Here is an 18,067-nt window from a genome sequence, read left to right on the forward strand (position 1 = left end):
CGTCCGGGCCCTGCGCAGAAGCCCGCTGTACCGCTCGCTGCGGCGCATGCCGAACCCCCGTCTCACGGGGCTCGGCAGCGGTCTGTTCTGCTCGGCCGTGATGTTCGTGCTCGCCTGTCTGATCCGGCTGCTCGTGGGTGAGTCACCCGTCGTGTACGGCGTGCTCTTCCTGCCCGTGGCCGCGCTCACCGCGCTGTGGGTGCGCCCGGCCGACCTGGTCACCGCGCCGGTGGGCGTGCCGATCGCCTTCGCGGTCGGCATCCTGCCGATCTCGGGAGGCACGGGCGGCTTCGGCGGCCACTTCATGGGGCTCGTGACGTCACTGGCCCTGCACGCGGGATGGCTGTACGGCGGAACGCTCGTCGCCGGGTTCATCGTGTGCGTACGCAAGATCCGGCTGATGGCGCAGCGGCGGCAGGCCCACCCGCCGAAGGTGCAGGCCCAGATGAAGAAGGGGCAGGGGCAGGGGGCCGGTCGCGGGAAGCGGCTGCCCACCGCGTGACCCCCGCGGGCCACGCCCCGGCCCGCTACGCCTCGCCCGCCGCCGCCATCGCCGCCCCCACGATCCCCGCGTTGTTCTGCAGCTGCGCCGGGACGATCTCCGCCGCGACGCCCTCGATCAGCGGCAGGAACTTGTGCGCCTTGCGGCTCACGCCGCCGCCGATGATGAACAGCTCCGGCGAGAACAGCATCTCCACGTGCGCGAGGTAGCGCTGGACGCGGCGCGCCCAGTGCTCCCAGGTCAGGTCCTCGTCCTCGCGCGCCTTGGACGAGGCCTTCTTCTCCGCGTCGTGGCCGCGCAGCTCCAGGTGGCCGAGCTCGGTGTTGGGGACGAGACGGCCGCCGGTGAAGAGCGCGCTGCCGATGCCCGTGCCGAAGGTGAGCAGGATGACCGTGCCGGTGCGGCCGCGGCCCGCGCCGAAGTGCATCTCGGCGACGCCCGCCGCGTCCGCGTCGTTCAGGACGGTCACCGGGACGCCGCCGAGGCGGTCGGAGACGAGCTTGCGGATGTCGGTGCCGACCCAGCTCTTGTCGACGTTGGCGGCGGTGCGCGCCGTGCCGTCGGTGATCACTCCGGGGAAGGTGGCGCCGACGGGCCCCGTCCAGTCGAAGTGCCCGACGACCTCGCGCACGCCCCCGACCACCGCGTCCGGCGTCGCCGGCTGCGGGGTCAGGACCTTGTGCCGCTCCTGCGCAAGGTCTCCGCGGTCCAGGTCCACGGGAGCGCCCTTGATCCCGGATCCGCCGATGTCCACACCGAAGATCTGCATGGACCCCACGTTACGGGGCGGTCACCGCTGTGACAGCTCGGCCGCCTCGGCCCTCAGGTCCCTGCGCAGTTCCTTGGGCAGCGAGAAGGTGATGGACTCGTCGGCCGTCTTGACGGTCTCCACGTCGCCGTAGCCCCGCTCGGCGAGCCAGTCGAGGACGCCCTCGACCAGCACGTCGGGCACGGAGGCGCCGGAGGTCAGGCCGACCGTGGTGACGCCCTCCAGCCAGGCCTCGTCGATCTCGTCGGCGTTGTCGACGAGGTGGGAGGCCGCGGCGCCGGCGTCCAGGGCGACCTCGACCATGCGGATCGAGTTCGAGGAGTTCTTGGAGCCGACGACGATGACCAGCTCGGCGTCCTCCGCCAGCTTCTTCACGGCGATCTGGCGGTTCTGCGTGGCGTAGCAGATGTCGTCGCTGGGCGGCGAGAGGAGGTTCGGGAACTTGTTCTTCAGGGCGCCGACGGTCTCCATCGTCTCGTCGACGGAGAGCGTGGTCTGGGAGAGCCAGACGACCTTGTCCGGGTCGCGGACCTCGACCTTGTCGACGTCGCCGGGGCCGTCGACCAGCGTGATGTGGTCGGGCGCCTCACCGGACGTGCCGATGACTTCCTCGTGGCCGTCGTGGCCGATCAGGAGGATGTCGTAGTCCTCCTTGGCGAACCGGACCGCTTCCTTGTGGACCTTGGTGACCAGCGGGCACGTCGCGTCGATCGTGGCGAGCTTGCGCTCGGCGGCCTCGGCGTGGACGGTCGGGGCGACGCCGTGCGCGGAGAACATGACGATCGAGCCCTCGGGGACCTCCGCCGTCTCGTCGACGAAGATCGCGCCCTTCTTCTCCAGGGTCTTCACCACGTACTTGTTGTGGACGATCTCGTGGCGTACGTAGATCGGGGCCCCGTACTGCTCCAGGGCCTTCTCGACGGCGATCACGGCACGGTCCACGCCCGCGCAGTAGCCACGGGGAGCGGCGAGCAGGACACGGCGGGAGCCAGGCGTAGCAGTCATGCACACCATCGTAAGGCCGCGCTCAACGCGTCAAAGATCCGCTTCTTGGAGAGACTGGGGGCCTGCGTTGATCTACGGAGGCACGATGTCCGGACAGTCCGCCAGTACGGGAGCGCCCGCCGAGGGCGCCGGGCCCGCCGGGGGCGAAGGCCTGCGACGCAGCCTCGGCTTCCGTGACCTCGTGGTCTACGGCCTGCTCTTCATCGCCCCCATGGCGCCGGTCGGCGTCTTCGGGACGCTCGACGCGAAGTCGCACGGCGCCGTCGCGCTGGTCTATCTGATCGCGACGGTCGCGATGGCGTTCACCGCTTTCAGTTACGCGCAGATGGTCAAGGTGGTCCCCCAGGCGGGGTCCGTCTTCGCGTACGCGCGCGTGGGGCTCGGAAAAGGGCCCGGGTTCATCGCGGGCTGGATGGCGATGCTCGACTACCTGCTGATCCCTGCGGTCGCCTACCTCTTCTCCGGGATCGCGATGAACTCGCTGGTGCCCTCGGTGTCGCGGTGGGTGTGGACGGCGATCGCCGTGCTCGTCACCACGGCGCTGAACCTGTGGGGGGTACGGGCGGCGGCGCGGGTCGGCTTCGCGGTGCTCGCGATGGAGATCGTGGTCCTGCTCGTCTTCGTCGTCGCGGCCCTCGTCGTCCTCGTGCAGGACGGGGCCCGGCGGGACTGGCTCTCGCCGCTGACGGGCGACGGCTCGCAGGGCGCGTTCGCGCTGTCCGCGGTGGTGGGGGCGGTGTCGATCGCCGTCCTGTCGTATCTGGGCTTCGACGCGATCGCCTCGTTCGCGGAGGAGGTGACGGGCGGCTCGGCGAAGGTCGCGCGGGCGGTGCTGTTCTGTCTGGCGCTCACGGGTTTCCTGTTCATCCTCCAGACGTATCTGGTGGCGCTCCTGGAGCCGATGTCGTCGGCCGAGCTCGCCGCGGATCCGGGCAAGCAGGGGACCGCCTTCTACGACACGGCGGAGGCCGCGGCCGGTGAGTGGCTGCACAAGCTGGTGGCCGTCAGCAAGGCGATCGGCGCGGCGTTCGCGGCACTGGCCGGGCAGGCCGCGGCGGGACGGCTGCTGTTCGCGATGGCGCGGGACCGGCGGCTGCCGAAGGCGCTGTCCAGGACGGATTCGGGGACGCCGAGGATCGCGCTGCTGTGCGCGGCCGTGATCACGATGGTCGCCGCGGTGTGGGCGGCGCGTCGGGACGACGGGATGGACCACCTGGTGTCGGTGGTCGACATCGGGGCGCTCACGGCGTTCCTGCTGCTGCACGCGAGCGTGGTGGGCTGGTTCGTGATCAGACAGCGCGACGCCGGGTTCAGCTGGTGGCGCCACCTCCTGTTCCCGGTGCTGGGCGCGGCGATCGTGGTGGCGGTCATCTGGGAGGCGGCGGGCTCGGCCCAGGTGGTCGGCGCGATCTGGCTGGCGGTGGGCCTGGTCGTACTGGCCGTACAAGGCTCCAGACGCGAGGAAGCCCGGTAAGGGACGCGCCCCTGAGGGGCGCGAGGAACTGCGCGCCCAGCCAAGAGAAACCCGCAGACAACACACACCCCGGCCGAGCGCCCCGAAAGGGGCGCGGGGAACGGCGCACCCAGCCAAGAACGACCGGCACCGGCCAAGGAACCCGAGCCCACCACACGCCCCCCGCAGGGCCCCGTCGCCGCCCCGCCCGGGGCCGACGGGGCTGAGGACACCCGTCGATGTCGGCCCCGCCGACTACGCTCGGCGCATGGCTCTGAACACGTCCGCGGACACCCCGCTACCCGTCGGGGAGGTGTCGCGCCTCATCGGCGGCTGGATCGACCGCCTCGGCGCGGTCTGGGTCGAGGGACAGATCACGCAGCTGTCCCGCAGACCGGGCGCCGGCGTCGTCTTCATGACGCTGCGCGATCCGTCGCACGACATCTCGGTGAGCGTGACCTGCTACCGCCAGGTGTTCGACGCCGTGGCGGACGTCGTCTCCGAGGGCGCCCGCGTCGTGGTGCACGCGAAGCCCGAGTGGTACGCGCCACGGGGGCAGCTCTCCCTGCGCGCCGCCGAGATAAAGCCGGTCGGCGTCGGCGAGCTGCTCGCGCGGATCGAGCAGCTGAAGAAGAGCCTGGCCGCGGAGGGCCTGTTCGCGCCTGAGCGCAAGAAGCCGCTGCCGTTCCTGCCGCAGCTCATCGGCCTGGTGACGGGCCGCGCGTCGGCCGCCGAGCGCGACGTCCTGGAGAACGCGCGCCACCGCTGGCCCGCCGTCCGCTTCGAGGTGCGCAACGTCCCGGTGCAGGGCGTGCACGCGGTGCCGCAGGTCGTGCAGGCCGTCAAGGACCTGGACGCGCTGGACGACGTCGACGTGATCATCGTGGCGCGGGGCGGCGGCAGCGTCGAGGACCTGCTGCCGTTCTCGGACGAGCAGCTGGTGCGGGCGGTGGCGTCCTGTCGTACGCCGGTCGTCTCGGCGATCGGCCACGAGCCGGACAACCCCCTCCTGGACCACGTGGCGGACCTGCGCGCCTCCACCCCGACCGACGCCGCCAAGAAGGTCGTGCCGGACGTCGGCGAGGAGTACGAGCGCGTGCAGTGGCTGCGCGACCGGGCCCGGCGCAGCATGGACGCCTTCCTCGACCGCGAGGCCCGCGGTCTCGCGCACGCCCTGGCCCGCCCCTCCATGGAGCATCCGCACCGCATGGTCGAGGAGCGCGAGGAGCAGGTGGCGGCGCTGGTCGACCGCAGCCGTCGCACACTGGGACACCTCCTGGACCGCGCGGGCTCGGAGCTGGAGCACACGCACGCGCGCGTGGTGGCCCTCTCCCCCGCCGCGACCCTCCAGCGCGGGTACGCGGTGCTGCAGAAGTCGGACGGCTCCGTGGTCCGCGACCCCGAAGAGGTGGGCGCCGACGAGGAGTTGAGGGCCCGGGTCGCCGAGGGCGAATTCACCGTACGAACGACACAAATCGACCATTAGGGTGGGCGCATGAGCAGCACAACGGACGAGGCGACGGGCTCCGCGGACGCGCTCGGCTACGAGCAGGCGCGGGACGAGCTGATCGAGGTCGTGCGCCGCCTGGAGACCGGCGGGACGACCCTGGAGGAGTCGCTCGCCCTGTGGGAGCGCGGCGAGGAGCTGGCGAAGGTCTGCCGCCGCTGGCTGGACGGCGCGCGGGCCCGCCTCGACGCGGCGCTCGCGGGCCCCGACGGCGACGGGGAAGAGGACGCCGACGCCCGGGCCTGAGGCAGCGGCGGCGCCGGCATCCGCGGCGGCACCGGCGCCGACGTCCGCGACGGCACCACGCTGACCTGCGGCTTGTGAAGCGGATCACGCCGACCCGGCTTTTGTTGAAAGTTGAACAGCACCGGCGTACTGTCATGGAGGCAGGTCCGGAGACGGGCCCGGCCACCACCCCACGTACGCATCGAGAAGGTTGATCCATGTCTCTCGCCCTTGACCCCGCCGCCCAGGACCTGCTCTTCCGCGAGGCCCGCACCGCGAACACCTTCACCGACGAGCCGGTCACCGAGGAGCAGGTCCAGGCGATCTACGACCTGGTCAAGTACGGCCCGACCGCCTTCAACCAGTCGCCGCTGCGCGTGACCCTGGTCCGCTCCCCCGAGGCCCGCGAGCGCCTGGTCAAGCACATGGCCGAGGGCAACCAGCCGAAGACCGCGAGCGCCCCGCTCGTCGCGATCCTCTCCGCGGACAACGAGTTCCACGAGGAGCTGCCGGCCCTCTTCCCGCACTTCCCGCAGGCCAAGGACGTCTTCTTCTCGGAGCGCCCGGCCCGTGAGCAGGCCGCGTCCCTGAACGCCGGCCTCCAGGCCGCGTACTTCATCATCGGCGTGCGCGCCGCCGGCCTGGCCGCGGGCCCGATGACCGGTTACGACCCGGCGGGCATCCAGAAGGAGTTCCTGGACGACGACCACACCCCGCTGATGGTCGTCAACATCGGCAAGCCGGGCGAGGACGCCTGGTTCCCGCGCTCCCCGCGCCTGTCCTACGAGGACGTCGTCACCACGGTCTGAGCACCGTCCACCGACGCGCGAAGGGCCCCCGGCACACCGCCGGGGGCCCTTCGCGCGTTCGGGTCCTGTGGTCAGGACGTCTTCAGCGACTCCACCATCTTCGTCAGCTGCTCGAAGGAGGCGGTGCCGAGGACGACCGTCGTCGCGCCCTTGTCGGTGCGCACCAGGGCGTCGTACGTCTCCCCCTTGTACCGCCGCCACTCCTGGTCGCCGATCGTGTCGGTGACCTTGGTCCGCGCGGCATCCCGGGTGACGTCCTCGATGAACTTGGCCGGCTTCTCCGTGGACTGCTTGATCGCCACGTACTCGTCGTCCGGATCGAGGAAGCCCAGGTGCCAGCTGTCGTGCTCCTCGCCCTTGAACCGCACCGAGGTCGCCTTCCAGGCCTTGGGGAGGCCCTCGGGCGCCGCCACCGGATAGGCCGCGGCCCGCCGTGCCGTCAGGAGCTCGACGCGGTAGTCCTTCCGCTCGACCGGGGATTCGGACTCGTCATGCGGGACGAAGATGTAGATCACGCCCGCCACGAGGGCGATCACCACCAACGACCACAGCATGTTCTTGACGGTCTGGTTGCCTTGTCTTCCTGCCACGCCCCCCATCGTCGCAGGCGGCGGACGCCGACCTTCCCCCGGTCCCTCCCCTGCCGCCCGGTCCGCTCATGCGTGGGGCCCTCTGCTCATTTTGTCGGCCTACGGATAGAGTCATAGCAATCCCTCATCCGGCCGTCGTCGTACGAAGCAGAAAGGTGCGCTCCGATGACCGAGCATCATCTCCCGTCCGAGCTCGAGGTCTCTCCCGAGGCTCCCGACCGCAACCTCGCCCTGGAGCTGGTCCGGGTCACCGAGGCGGCCGCGATGGCCGCGGGCCGCTGGGTGGGCCGCGGCGACAAGAACGGCGCCGACGGCGCCGCGGTCCGGGCCATGCGGACCCTGGTCCACACCGTCTCGATGAACGGCGTCGTCGTCATCGGCGAGGGCGAGAAGGACGAGGCCCCGATGCTCTTCAACGGAGAGCGGATCGGAGACGGCACCGGCCCCGAGGTCGACATCGCCGTCGACCCGATCGACGGCACCACCCTGACCGCCAAGGGCCAGCCCAACGCGATCGCCGTGCTGGCCGCCGCCGACCGCGGCGCCATGTTCGACCCGTCCGCGGTGTTCTACATGGACAAGCTGGTCACCGGCCCCGAGGCCGCCGACTACGTGGACATCAACGCGCCCGCCTCGGTCAACATCCGCCGCGTCGCCCGCGCCAAGAACTCCTCGCCCGAGGACGTCACGGTCATGATCCTGGACCGGCCCCGGCACGAGGGCATCGTCAAGGAGATCCGCGAGACCGGCGCGCGCATCAAGTTCATCTCCGACGGCGACGTGGCCGGCTCGGTCATGGCGGTGCGCGAGGGCACCGGCGTCGACCTGCTCATGGGCATCGGCGGCACCCCCGAGGGCATCATCTCGGCGTGCGCGATCAAGTGCCTGGGCGGGGTGATCCAGGGCAAGCTGTGGCCCCAGGACGACGCCGAGCGCCAGCGGGCCATCGACGCGGGACACGACCTGGACCGCACGCTGTCCACCGACGACCTGGTCAAGGGCGACAACGTGTTCTTCGTCGCGACCGGCATCACCGACGGCGAACTCCTCCAGGGCGTGCGCTACCGGGCCGCGACCGCCTCCACGTCCTCGCTGGTCATGCGCTCCAAGTCGGGCACGATCCGCAAGATCGACTCCGACCACCGCCTCTCCAAGCTCCGCGCCTACAGCGCCATCGACTTCGACCGCGCGAAGTAGGGGCAGCGGACGGCACACGACGGTTCATGCGTGAAGGGGGCGCCCCGTGCGGGGGACGCCCCCTTCATGCACCCCGGCGGTCAGCCGGCGGCGGCGACGGTGTGCGTCGCCTTCTTCAACTCCAGGTCGCGCCTGCGGCGGCGGGCCAGCACGACACGGCGCTCGGCGGCCGTGAGGCCGCCCCAGACGCCGTACGGCTCGGGCTGCAGCAGGGCGTGCTCACGGCACTCCACCATCACCGGACAGCGGGCACAGACGCGCTTGGCCGCCTCCTCGCGGGAGAGCCTGGCCGCGGTCGGCTCCTTGGACGGGGCGAAGAACAGTCCGGCCTCGTCGCGCCTGCACACGGCCTCCGTGTGCCATGGGGCGTCATCGTTCCGATCTCGCACTGGCACCCGCTGGGCCGGAACGGCGGCGACCTGCAGGGACTGATGCGGCGGTTGCAGCACGGTCTACTCCTGACGACGGCTTCGCGTGCGAGAGACGATGCAGCAACCTCTACCCGCTGTGTGCGCGCCTATGCACTGAGTTCCGATGTACGGAAGTTCACCTTCCCCGCGCCGGGCGTGCGCCGCCTGCCGCGCCCCGGTCGCGCCGTCAGCTCCCGAGGTGTTTGCGCAGCCGGCTGTGGAGGTCGCGGATGAGCTTGCCGCGCTTGGGCCGCGCCTCGATGCTGCCGAGGACCGCGAGGCCGTCCACGTAGACGACGGGGGCGTCCTGGTCCGGGGAGTCGAGGGTGTTGACCTCGAAGCTGCCGAGGACGCCCGAGCCGCTGCCGCGCAGCGACACGTTCTCCGGGACGCGGATGTCGACCGAGCCGAAGATCGAGACCGCCTTGATGACCACGTGGCGCTGCTCGAAGATCGCCTCGCTGAGGTCGATCTCGACGCTGCCGAAGATGGCGTACGCGTGCGTGCGGCGGCTCACCCGCCAGCGGCCCTTGCGGACCGAGCTGCTGAGGACCGCGACGAGGTTCTCGTCCGCGACCGGCGGGACCAGGCCGGGCGACGGCCGCGCGGGAGCGGGCTCGGGGGCGCGTCCGGTGGCGTGCGCCGGTCCGTGCGCCGCGGGCAGGTCGCGGACCAACGGCTCCAGGTCGGCCATGGTCTTGGCGCGGTAGACCCCGTCGATCCGCTCCGCGTGCTCCTCCGCGGTCAGCCGCCCCTCGGCCAGGGCCTCACGGAGGATGTCCGCGGTGCGGTCCCGGTCGGCGTCGGAGGCACGGAGCGCTGGAGGCTGCTTTTCGAGGTCCACGCGGGCAGCGTACCCAAACGCGATAGATCGCGACTACCCCTACTGAGCCTTACCTCACAGGATCGGTCCGCTTCGCGCGCTCTACGCTGGTTGGCGCGTCGCCAATGGAGGCCGCGCCGCTGTCTGCCGAGTGAGGAATGGCCGTAATGCCAGAGTTTGCGTACTCCGATCTGCTCCCGCTGGGAGAGGACACCACCCCGTATCGGCTGGTGACCGCCGAGGGTGTGTCGACCTTCGAGGCCGACGGGCGGACGTTCCTCAAGGTGGACCCGGAGGCGCTGCGCAAGCTCGCCGCCGAGGCGATCCACGACATCCAGCACTATCTGCGGCCCGCGCACCTGGCCCAGCTGCGGCGCATCGTCGACGACCCGGAGGCGTCGAACAACGACAAGTTCGTGGCGCTCGACCTGCTCAAGAACGCGAACATCGCGGCCGCGGGCGTGCTCCCGATGTGCCAGGACACCGGCACCGCGATCGTCATGGGCAAGCGCGGCCAGAACGTCCTCACCGAGGGCGGCGACGAGGAAGCCCTCTCGCGCGGCATCTACGACGCGTACACCAAGCTGAACCTCCGCTACTCCCAGATGGCCCCGCTGACCATGTGGGAGGAGAAGAACACCGGCTCCAACCTGCCCGCGCAGATCGAGCTGTACGCGACCGACGGCGGCGCCTACAAGTTCCTCTTCATGGCCAAGGGCGGCGGCTCCGCCAACAAGTCGTTCCTCTACCAGGAGACGAAGGCCGTCCTGAACGAGGCCTCCATGATGAAGTTCCTGGAGGAGAAGATCCGTTCGCTGGGTACGGCCGCGTGCCCGCCCTACCACCTGGCGATCGTCGTCGGCGGCACGAGCGCCGAGTTCGCGCTCAAGACCGCGAAGTACGCCTCGGCGCACTACCTCGACGAGCTGCCCGCCGAGGGCTCGGCGACCGGGCACGGCTTCCGCGACAAGGAGCTCGAGGAGAAGGTCTTCGAGCTGACGCAGAAGATCGGGATCGGCGCGCAGTTCGGCGGCAAGTACTTCTGCCACGACGTGCGCGTGGTGCGTCTGCCCCGGCACGGCGCCTCGCTGCCCGTCGCCATCGCCGTCTCCTGCTCGGCCGACCGCCAGGCCACCGCGAAGATCACCGCCGAGGGCGTCTTCCTGGAGCAGCTGGAGACGGACCCGGCGCGCTTCCTGCCGGAGACCGAGGACTCCCACCTGGACGAGTCCGGCGACGTCGTGAAGATCGACCTGAACCAGCCGATGGACGCGATCCTCGCCGAGCTCACCAAGTACCCGGTGAAGACCCGCCTCTCGCTGACCGGCCCGCTGGTCGTGGCCCGCGACATCGCGCACGCCAAGATCAAGGAGCGCCTGGACGCGGGCGAGGAGATGCCGCAGTACCTGAAGGACCACCCGGTCTACTACGCCGGTCCGGCCAAGACCCCCGAGGGGTACGCGTCCGGCTCCTTCGGGCCCACGACGGCCGGCCGCATGGACAGCTACGTCGAGCAGTTCCAGGCGGCGGGCGGCTCCAAGGTCATGCTGGCCAAGGGCAACCGCAGCAAGCAGGTCACCGACGCGTGCGACGCGCACGGCGGCTTCTACCTCGGCTCGATCGGCGGCCCCGCCGCGCGCCTCGCGCAGGACTGCATCAAGAAGGTCGAGGTCGTCGAGTACGAGGAGCTCGGCATGGAGGCCGTCTGGAAGATCGAGGTCGAGGACTTCCCGGCCTTCATCGTGGTCGACGACAAGGGCAACGACTTCTTCCAGAACCCGGCCCCGGAGCCGACGTTCACGCACATCCCGGTGCGGGGCCCGGGCCTGGCGTAGCAGGACGGTGCGGGTGCGCCCCGAAAGGGGCGCGGGGAGCTGCGCGACCGGCCACGGCGCACCCGCGGTGACCGGCCGTCCGCGGCTCCCCGCGGAGGAGGCGGATCCTCAGGCGAACCGCTGGTTCGCCGCCCCCGTGCACTTCTGGAGCCGCACCGGCTCCTTGGCCCCCGCGAGGGTCAGGCAGAGCCCGGTGTCAGCGGCGGGACGCAGCGTGCCCGACTGACGCACGAACTTCTGGTTGCCGCCGCCGTGGCAGTTCCAGAGGGTGAGCGCGGCGCCCTCCTTGTACGAGCCGTCGGGCACGTCCAGGCAGCGGTCCTGGGTCAGCCCGGTGTGCAGCGACCGCTGCCCGCCGGACGCGCCGTCGTACCACCAGGTCTGGTTCCGGTTGCCCGTGCAGTCCCAGCCCTGCACCTTGGTGCCGTTGCGGCTCTTGGACGCGTCGACGTCCACGCAGGTCCCGGTGGCCTCGTTCTTCAGGGGCTTGTACGCGTCGTCCCAGGCGCCCTGGTAGAGCTTGGGGCTGCCCGTGCTCGCCGGGTCGGCGCAACTGCCCTCGCGGTAGCCCGAGTCGTACAGCTGCGTCAGACAGGACGCGAAGGCCGCGTGGCCGCGGGCGTTCGGGTGGAAGGACTGGCGCACCGAGTTGGAGTCCGGCGGGAACGGGTTGGACAGGTCGATGTACAGACCCCGCGCCCAGGTGTCCTCCATGCAGACCTCGTGGCCCTGGAAGAGCCGGGAGTTGTCCAGGTAGGTCGCGCCCGCGTTCTTGACCGCCTTGCGCATGCCCGTCGCGAAGGCCGGCACCGCGTAGTTGCGGCCCCACTCGGTGTCCGAGTCGTAGCCGAGCCCGCCGCAGGCCAGCTTGCCCGGGAACGCGGGGTTGTCGCGGAAGTCCGGGCCGATCGGGCTCGGGTACCCCATGGCGACGAGCTTGTAGTCGCCCTCCTGGTAGCCCGCGTCCTTCATGACGGTCTTCAGGTCGCGGATGGACTGCTCGACCTTGGGCACGAGGCCGTCCACCCGCGCCTGCCAGCCGTCGGTGTACTTGCCGGCGCAGGCTCCCTGGCTGAGCAGATAGCGGGTCACGCAGTCCGTCATGACCGGGGAGAACTCCAGGTCGTCATTGGCGCCGATGACGAGCAGGATTGTCTTGATCTTGGTGTTGCGCGCCTTGATGGCGAGGTTGTCGCTCTGCACCAGCTCGTCGGCGTACTGCTTCTGGCCGCCGATCCTGATGTTGACGGTCTGGGCCCCCGAGCAGGCGACGTTGTACGTCACGTCGGCCGGGATGCCGGTGCGGTGGATCGCGGCGTCCGGCGAGCGGTGGCACCAGTTGTCGGGCCCGTCGGTGCCCGGTTCGTACGTGCCGACGCCCTCGCCGGAGATCTCGCTGTCGCCGAGCGAGATGAGACCGGTCTTGCGGTCGGCCATCGGGCGTTCGGCGGGGCTGCCGTAGAGCTTGGTGGCCTCCTCGGCCCTGATCTTCTCCAGCTCGGGCGGGAGCGGTGCCGCCTTCGGCGCCGCCCCGGCCTGCTGGTCCGCCGCCTGGGCGGGCACCGCCGCCGCCGTGCCGAGCACGGCCGTCATCGCGACCGCCGCCGCGAACGAACATCGCAGCCGGCCCCGTCCGCTGCGTCTGATGCGCTTCATTGCGCCTCCCCGGTGTGGTGTTACCCAGGGTTTTTACTGGTGGGTAGCAGGCTTGGGAATACCTGGAACAAGACAAGTGCTCAACTTTTTACGGGGTTTGAACGGAGAGGTAGGTTCAGCGCATGACCAGCGACGGCACCGACGACCGCACCGGCGAGTACCGGATCGAGCACGACTCCATGGGCGAGGTGCGGGTCCCCGCGCACGCCAAGTGGCGGGCCCAGACCCAGCGCGCGGTGGAGAACTTCCCCGTCTCGGGGCAGACCCTGGAGCGCGCGCACATCGCCGCCCTCGCGCGGATCAAGGGCGCCGCCGCCAAGGTCAACGCGGAGCTCGGGGTGCTCGACAAGGACGTCGCCGAGGCCATCGCGGACGCGGCGGCCGAGGTCGCGGACGGACGCTGGGACGACCACTTCCCCGTCGACGTCTTCCAGACCGGTTCCGGCACGTCGTCCAACATGAACACCAACGAGGTCCTGGCCACGCTGGCCTCCGAGCGGCTCGGCCGCGACGTGCACCCCAACGACCACGTGAACGCCTCGCAGTCCTCGAACGACGTCTTCCCCTCCTCGATCCACATCGCGGCGACGGGCGCGGTCACCGGCGACCTGATCCCCGCCCTGGAGCACCTCGCCGCCGCCCTGGAGCGCAAGGCCGAGGAGTTCGCGGACGTCGTGAAGTCCGGGCGTACGCACCTCATGGACGCGACGCCCGTGACGCTCGGCCAGGAGTTCGGCGGCTACGCGGCGCAGGTGCGGTACGGCGTCGAGCGGCTGCGCTCCTCGCTGCCGCGCCTGGCCGAACTCCCCCTCGGCGGCACGGCCGTGGGCACCGGCATCAACACCCCGCCCGGCTTCTCCGCGGCCGTCATCGCCGAGGTCGCGCGGGCCACGGGGCTGCCGCTGACCGAGGCGCGCGACCACTTCGAGGCGCAGGGCGCGCGGGACGGCATCGTCGAGACGAGCGGGCAGCTGCGGACCGTCGGCGTCGGCCTGACGAAGATCGCCAACGATCTGCGGTGGATGGCGTCGGGGCCGCGCACCGGCCTCGCCGAGATCAACCTGCCGGACCTCCAGCCCGGTTCGTCGATCATGCCGGGCAAGGTCAACCCGGTCGTCCCCGAGGCCGCGCTGATGGTCGCGGCCCAGGTGACGGGGAACGACGCGACGGTCGCCGCGGCGGGGGCCGCGGGCAACTTCGAGCTCAACGTGATGCTGCCGGTCATCGCCAAGAACGTCCTGGAGTCGATCCGGCTGCTCGCCAACGTCTCGCGCCTGCTCGCCGACCGGACGGTCGACGGGATCACCGCGAACCGGGAGCGGGCCCGGGAGTACGCGGAGTCCTCGCCGTCCGTCGTGACGCCGCTGAACAAGTACATCGGGTACGAGGAGGCGGCGAAGGTCGCGAAGCGGGCCCTCGCCGAACGGAAGACCATCCGCGAGGTCGTCCTCGCGTCCGGGTACGTGGACCGGGGCGACCTCACCCTCGATCAGTTGGACGAGGCGCTGGACGTGCTGCGCATGACGCGTCCCTGATCGGCGCCCACTCCAGCCGCCCCGCGCCGGGGGCCGTGCGGCCCTCCGTACACGTGCCCCCGGCACAAGCGCGGGGCGGCGTCTAATATCTGTGCATGACAGACCTCGACGGGACGACGGCGGCCCACGGCGGAGCGGTGCGATGGGCCGCCGGTGAGCACATCCTGTGGCGCTACCGGGAGAACGCCGGTCGCCGCTACCACATCTGTCGGCCCGTCACCGTCGTCCGCGACGACGACGATCTGCTCGCCGTGTGGATGGCGCCCGGCACCGAGTGCGTGAAGCCGGTGCTCGCCGACGGCACGTCCCTGCACCACGAGCCGCTCGCCACCCGCTACACCAAGCCGCGCACGGTCCGCAGGGACCACTGGTTCGGCACCGGCGTCCTCAAGCTCGCGCGGCCGGACGACCCGTGGTCGGTCTGGCTGTTCTGGGACCCGGGCTGGCAGTTCAAGAACTGGTACGTGAACCTGGAGGAACCGCGCGCCCGTTGGGCCGGCGGCGTCGACTCCGAGGATCACTTTCTGGACATCTCCGTGCGGCCGGACCGCAGCTGGCGCTGGCACGACGAGGACGAGTTCGCCGAGGCCCGCCGGGTCGGTCTGATGGACGCCGGAAAGGCCGCTGACGTACGCGCGGCCGGAGAGGCGGCCCTTGACGTGATCAGTTCCTGGGGGGCACCTTTTTCGGACGGCTGGCAGCACTGGCGGCCCGATCCGTCCTGGGTCGTACCCTCCCTTCCGGATGACTGGGACCGTACGCCCGCGCATGTGTCCTCATGAGACCCTTGATGCGCCCCTGTGGTTCAAACGTAGGATCGTCCTCCGCAAGGGCGCACAGCAGCAACTCCGTGGGTCTGCGCGGTGCCTGACAGGAAGTCATCGAGGGGCGGCAGAACGTGAGCGAGGACCGCAAGGGCCAGGCAGAGGCCTTTGACGCCATCGGGCAGCACTACGACGAAGCCTTCCCGCACAAGGAGGGACAGCTGGCCGCCGGCCGCCGTCTCGCGGAAGGGCTGCGACCCGGCTCCCGGGTCCTCGACGTGGGCTGCGGAACGGGCCTGCCCACCGCCCTGGACCTGACCGGATCCGGCCACTCGGTGCTCGGCACGGACATCTCGGCGGGCATGCTGGAACTGGCGGGAAAGAACGTCCCTGCCGCAGAGTTCCGGCAGCTCGACATCGCGGACCTGAGGGCAGAGGGTCCCGGCGGGGTGGGCCGGTTCGACGGCGTGGCATGTTTCTTCTCCCTGCTGATGCTGCCGCGTCGGGAGATCCCCGAGGCACTGCGCCGGCTGCACGAACTGCTGCTGCCGGGCGGCCTGATGGAGCTCTCGATGGTCGAGGCCGATCTGGACGACGCCGCGATTCCGTTCCTGGGGCACACAATCCGGGTATCGGGTTACCTGCGGGACGAACTGCGGCAGGTCGTGCGTGACGCGGGCTTCGAGATCACCGGCGAGGACACGTACTCGTACGCCCCCGCGAGCACCGACGCACCACCCGAACACCAGATCTTTCTGCACTGCCGACGCGGCTGAGCAACGTGCAACGCTGGACGGCGCGCACGGCGCGCAGCCCCGGACGGACGGATTCGAAACGCGTGACGGAGCACCTCACCCCCCACGAGGGTCGCAAGGCACCAGCTGCCCGGCCGACCGCCCCCGCGGATCCCCGCGGGGCGCTGCTGCGTTCCCCCGAGACCGCGGCGGCCGGCGGCACCGCGGCCCAGGCCCGCGCGGGCGACGCCGTGCCGGACGCCCCCGTGCCGTCCGGCGAGCACTCCCAGTCGTCCGCCGCCGAGCCCGACCCGCACCGGCCGCGCCCCGCGCCGGAGGGCGGCGTGCCCGCGCAGCCCGGCCCCGCCCCGGCCGTGCCCGTGGTGGGGCCGCCGGACGGCGAGGACCGGCGCACCGGACAGCCCAGGCCGCCGGGCGCGGGCCCGGTGGCGATGCGGCGCGACGGCGACCGGCTGCGCTTCGTGGGCGCCGCGACCCGGCGCATCGCGCGCGGCATCGACCTCGACGAGATCGTGATGGGCCTGTGCCGGGCCACCGTCCCGACGTTCTCCGACGCGATCCTCGTCTATCTGCGCGACCCGCTGCCCGTCGGCGACGAGCGGCCCACCGGACCGCTGGTGCTGCGGCTGCGCCGCACGGACCGGCTGCGCTCCCTCGACGAGAGCTCCGAGGACGCGGACACCGACGGCGCCACGCTGTCGACGCTCCAGGTCGTGCAGGCGGACATCACCGATGTGCTGGGCAGTGCCGAGCTGTGCGAGGTGCGGGCCGGCGGTGCGCTCGCGGAGGTGCTGCGCGGGGTCCGTCCGGTCTTCGCGGACTCACCGGCGGCGCGGGCCGCGCTGCCCGAACTGCTCGGCGAGGGGCGGACGTTGCCGGACGGGCAGCGGGCGATCCTCGCGCCGCTGCGGGGCCGCCGCCGGGTGATCGGCGCGGCCGTGTTCCTGCGCCGCCCGGACCGTCCCGCGTTCGAGGCGGACGACCTCCTTGTCGCCGCCCAGCTGGCCACGCACAGCGCGCTCGGCATCGACAAGGCCGTCCTGTACGGGCGTGAGGCCTACATCGCCGACGAGCTGCAGCGCACGATGCTGCCCGAGACGCTGCCGCGCCCCACCGGCGTCCGGCTCGCCTCGCGCTATCTGCCGGCCGCCGAGACGGCCCGGGTCGGCGGCGACTGGTACGACGCGATCCCGCTGCCCGGCAGCCGGGTCGCGCTGGTCGTCGGCGACGTCATGGGGCACTCCATGACCTCGGCCGCGATCATGGGCCAGCTGCGGACGACCGCGCAGACCCTCGCCGGGCTCGACCTGCCGCCGCAGGAGGTCCTGCACCACCTCGACGAGCAGGCCCAGCGGCTCGGCTCCGACCGCATGGCCACCTGCCTGTATGCGGTCTACGACCCGGTCTCGCACCGCATCACCATCGCCAACGCCGGACACCCGCCGCCCGTCCTGCTGCACCTGGGCGGCCGCGCCGAGGTGCTCCGGGTGCCGCCGGGCGCCCCCATCGGCGTGGGCGGCGTCGACTTCGAGGCCGTGGAGCTGGACGCCCCCGCGGGCGCCACGCTGCTCCTGTACACGGACGGGCTCGTCGAGTCGCGGCTGCGGGACGTGTGGACCGGCATAGAGCAGCTGCGCGAACGGCTCGCGGCCACCGCCCAGTTGACGGGACCGGACCACCCGCCGCCGCTGGAGGCGCTGTGCGACGAGGTGCTCGACATGCTCGGTCCGGGCGACCGGGACGACGACATCGCGCTGCTCGCCGCCCGCTTCGACGGGATCGCGCCGAGCGATGTGGCGTACTGGTTCCTCGAACCGGAGAACGCGACGCCGTCGCGGGCCCGCAGGCTGGCCCGCAGCGCTCTCGCCCGCTGGGGCCTCGAAGACCTGAGCGAGTCGGTGGAGCTGCTGGTCAGCGAGGTCGTGACGAACGCGGTGCGGTACGCCTCGCGGCCGATCACGCTCCGCCTGCTGCGCACCGACGTGCTGCGCTGCGAGGTCGGCGACGACGTGCCGCAACTGCCCCGGCTGCGCCAGGCGCGCGCCACCGACGAGGGCGGCCGCGGCCTGTATCTGGTCAACAGGATGGCGCGGCGCTGGGGTGCGACGCGCCTGAGCACCGGCAAGGTGGTCTGGTTCGAACTGAACCGGAGCTGAACCGAATCGGCAGTGCCCCGAGAACGGCCGAAGGCCCCCGGAACCAGCTGGTTCCGGGGGCCTTCGGGTGTTCCTG

17 protein-coding genes are annotated in these 18,067 nt (G+C 71.4%); 11 read left to right on the forward strand and 6 right to left on the reverse strand.

Annotated features, from left to right (window positions below):
- Positions 1–46 precede the first annotated feature (46 nt).
- The gene (locus AB0L89_RS13120) at positions 47–502 is read left to right on the forward strand and encodes a DUF6542 domain-containing protein (RefSeq protein ID WP_365139799.1); all 456 of its coding nucleotides are present in this window, start codon (positions 47–49) and stop codon (positions 500–502) included.
- 25 nt (positions 503–527) lie between these two features.
- Here the strand turns inward: AB0L89_RS13120 and ppgK are convergent, their stop codons facing one another.
- Positions 528–1,271, reverse strand: coding sequence for a polyphosphate--glucose phosphotransferase (gene ppgK, locus AB0L89_RS13125; RefSeq protein WP_365139025.1), 744 nt, complete (start codon positions 1,269–1,271; stop codon positions 528–530).
- Between the two features lie 21 nt (positions 1,272–1,292).
- Positions 1,293–2,276: a 4-hydroxy-3-methylbut-2-enyl diphosphate reductase gene (locus tag AB0L89_RS13130; RefSeq protein ID WP_365139028.1), complete on the reverse strand. Its 984-nt coding sequence runs from the start codon at positions 2,274–2,276 to the stop codon at positions 1,293–1,295.
- An 85-nt stretch (positions 2,277–2,361) separates the two neighbouring features.
- Here AB0L89_RS13130 and AB0L89_RS13135 point away from each other — a divergent pair, with 85 nt between their 5' ends.
- The 4 genes from AB0L89_RS13135 (at position 2,362) to AB0L89_RS13150 (ending at position 6,270) form a co-directional block, all read left to right on the forward strand.
- Positions 2,362–3,750, forward strand: a complete 1,389-nt coding sequence (locus tag AB0L89_RS13135; RefSeq protein WP_365139031.1) for an APC family permease — start codon at positions 2,362–2,364, stop codon at positions 3,748–3,750.
- A gap of 247 nt (positions 3,751–3,997) precedes the next feature.
- The gene (gene xseA, locus AB0L89_RS13140) at positions 3,998–5,215 is read left to right on the forward strand and encodes an exodeoxyribonuclease VII large subunit (protein WP_365139034.1); all 1,218 of its coding nucleotides are present in this window, start codon (positions 3,998–4,000) and stop codon (positions 5,213–5,215) included.
- Between the two features lie 9 nt (positions 5,216–5,224).
- Positions 5,225–5,482 (forward strand): exodeoxyribonuclease VII small subunit, encoded by a 258-nt coding sequence (locus AB0L89_RS13145; protein WP_365139037.1) that lies wholly within the window; start codon positions 5,225–5,227, stop codon positions 5,480–5,482.
- Between the two features lie 197 nt (positions 5,483–5,679).
- Positions 5,680–6,270, forward strand: coding sequence for a malonic semialdehyde reductase (locus AB0L89_RS13150; protein ID WP_365139040.1), 591 nt, complete (start codon positions 5,680–5,682; stop codon positions 6,268–6,270).
- Between the two features lie 71 nt (positions 6,271–6,341).
- Here the strand turns inward: AB0L89_RS13150 and AB0L89_RS13155 are convergent, their stop codons facing one another.
- A complete protein-coding gene (locus AB0L89_RS13155; protein WP_365139043.1) occupies positions 6,342–6,869 on the reverse strand; it encodes a DUF4245 domain-containing protein in 528 nt (175 codons plus the stop codon).
- A 156-nt stretch (positions 6,870–7,025) separates the two neighbouring features.
- Here AB0L89_RS13155 and glpX point away from each other — a divergent pair, with 156 nt between their 5' ends.
- Complete coding sequence (gene glpX, locus AB0L89_RS13160) at positions 7,026–8,057, forward strand: class II fructose-bisphosphatase (RefSeq protein WP_365139046.1); 1,032 nt, start codon at positions 7,026–7,028, stop codon at positions 8,055–8,057.
- Positions 8,058–8,137: 80 nt separating this feature from the next.
- On the opposite strand, the gene AB0L89_RS13165 is transcribed toward glpX, so the two are convergent.
- Positions 8,138–8,506: a WhiB family transcriptional regulator gene (locus AB0L89_RS13165; RefSeq protein ID WP_079037059.1), complete on the reverse strand. Its 369-nt coding sequence runs from the start codon at positions 8,504–8,506 to the stop codon at positions 8,138–8,140.
- Positions 8,507–8,654: 148 nt separating this feature from the next.
- Complete coding sequence (locus tag AB0L89_RS13170; protein ID WP_365139049.1) at positions 8,655–9,311, reverse strand: DUF1707 domain-containing protein; 657 nt, start codon at positions 9,309–9,311, stop codon at positions 8,655–8,657.
- A gap of 146 nt (positions 9,312–9,457) precedes the next feature.
- Here AB0L89_RS13170 and AB0L89_RS13175 point away from each other — a divergent pair, with 146 nt between their 5' ends.
- Positions 9,458–11,125 (forward strand): fumarate hydratase, encoded by a 1,668-nt coding sequence (locus AB0L89_RS13175; protein WP_365139052.1) that lies wholly within the window; start codon positions 9,458–9,460, stop codon positions 11,123–11,125.
- Between the two features lie 108 nt (positions 11,126–11,233).
- Here the strand turns inward: AB0L89_RS13175 and AB0L89_RS13180 are convergent, their stop codons facing one another.
- Positions 11,234–12,781, reverse strand: coding sequence for a ricin-type beta-trefoil lectin domain protein (locus tag AB0L89_RS13180; RefSeq protein WP_365139055.1), 1,548 nt, complete (start codon positions 12,779–12,781; stop codon positions 11,234–11,236).
- A gap of 122 nt (positions 12,782–12,903) precedes the next feature.
- Between AB0L89_RS13180 and AB0L89_RS13185 the strand changes: the two genes are divergently transcribed.
- From AB0L89_RS13185 to AB0L89_RS13200, 4 genes are all read left to right on the forward strand, one after another.
- On the forward strand, positions 12,904–14,316 hold the full coding sequence (locus AB0L89_RS13185) for a class II fumarate hydratase (protein ID WP_365139058.1): 1,413 nt from the start codon (positions 12,904–12,906) through the stop codon (positions 14,314–14,316).
- A 95-nt stretch (positions 14,317–14,411) separates the two neighbouring features.
- Positions 14,412–15,098: a DUF402 domain-containing protein gene (locus AB0L89_RS13190; RefSeq protein WP_365139061.1), complete on the forward strand. Its 687-nt coding sequence runs from the start codon at positions 14,412–14,414 to the stop codon at positions 15,096–15,098.
- A gap of 116 nt (positions 15,099–15,214) precedes the next feature.
- Complete coding sequence (locus tag AB0L89_RS13195; protein WP_365139063.1) at positions 15,215–15,856, forward strand: class I SAM-dependent methyltransferase; 642 nt, start codon at positions 15,215–15,217, stop codon at positions 15,854–15,856.
- A gap of 62 nt (positions 15,857–15,918) precedes the next feature.
- Entirely contained in the window at positions 15,919–17,991 is a 2,073-nt protein-coding gene (locus tag AB0L89_RS13200; protein WP_365139065.1) for a SpoIIE family protein phosphatase, read from the forward strand.
- Positions 17,992–18,067: the final 76 nt, after the last annotated feature.

Origin of the sequence: Streptomyces sp. NPDC052114, assembly GCF_040680155.1 — a bacterium.
Lineage (GTDB): Bacteria > Actinomycetota > Actinomycetes > Streptomycetales > Streptomycetaceae > Streptomyces.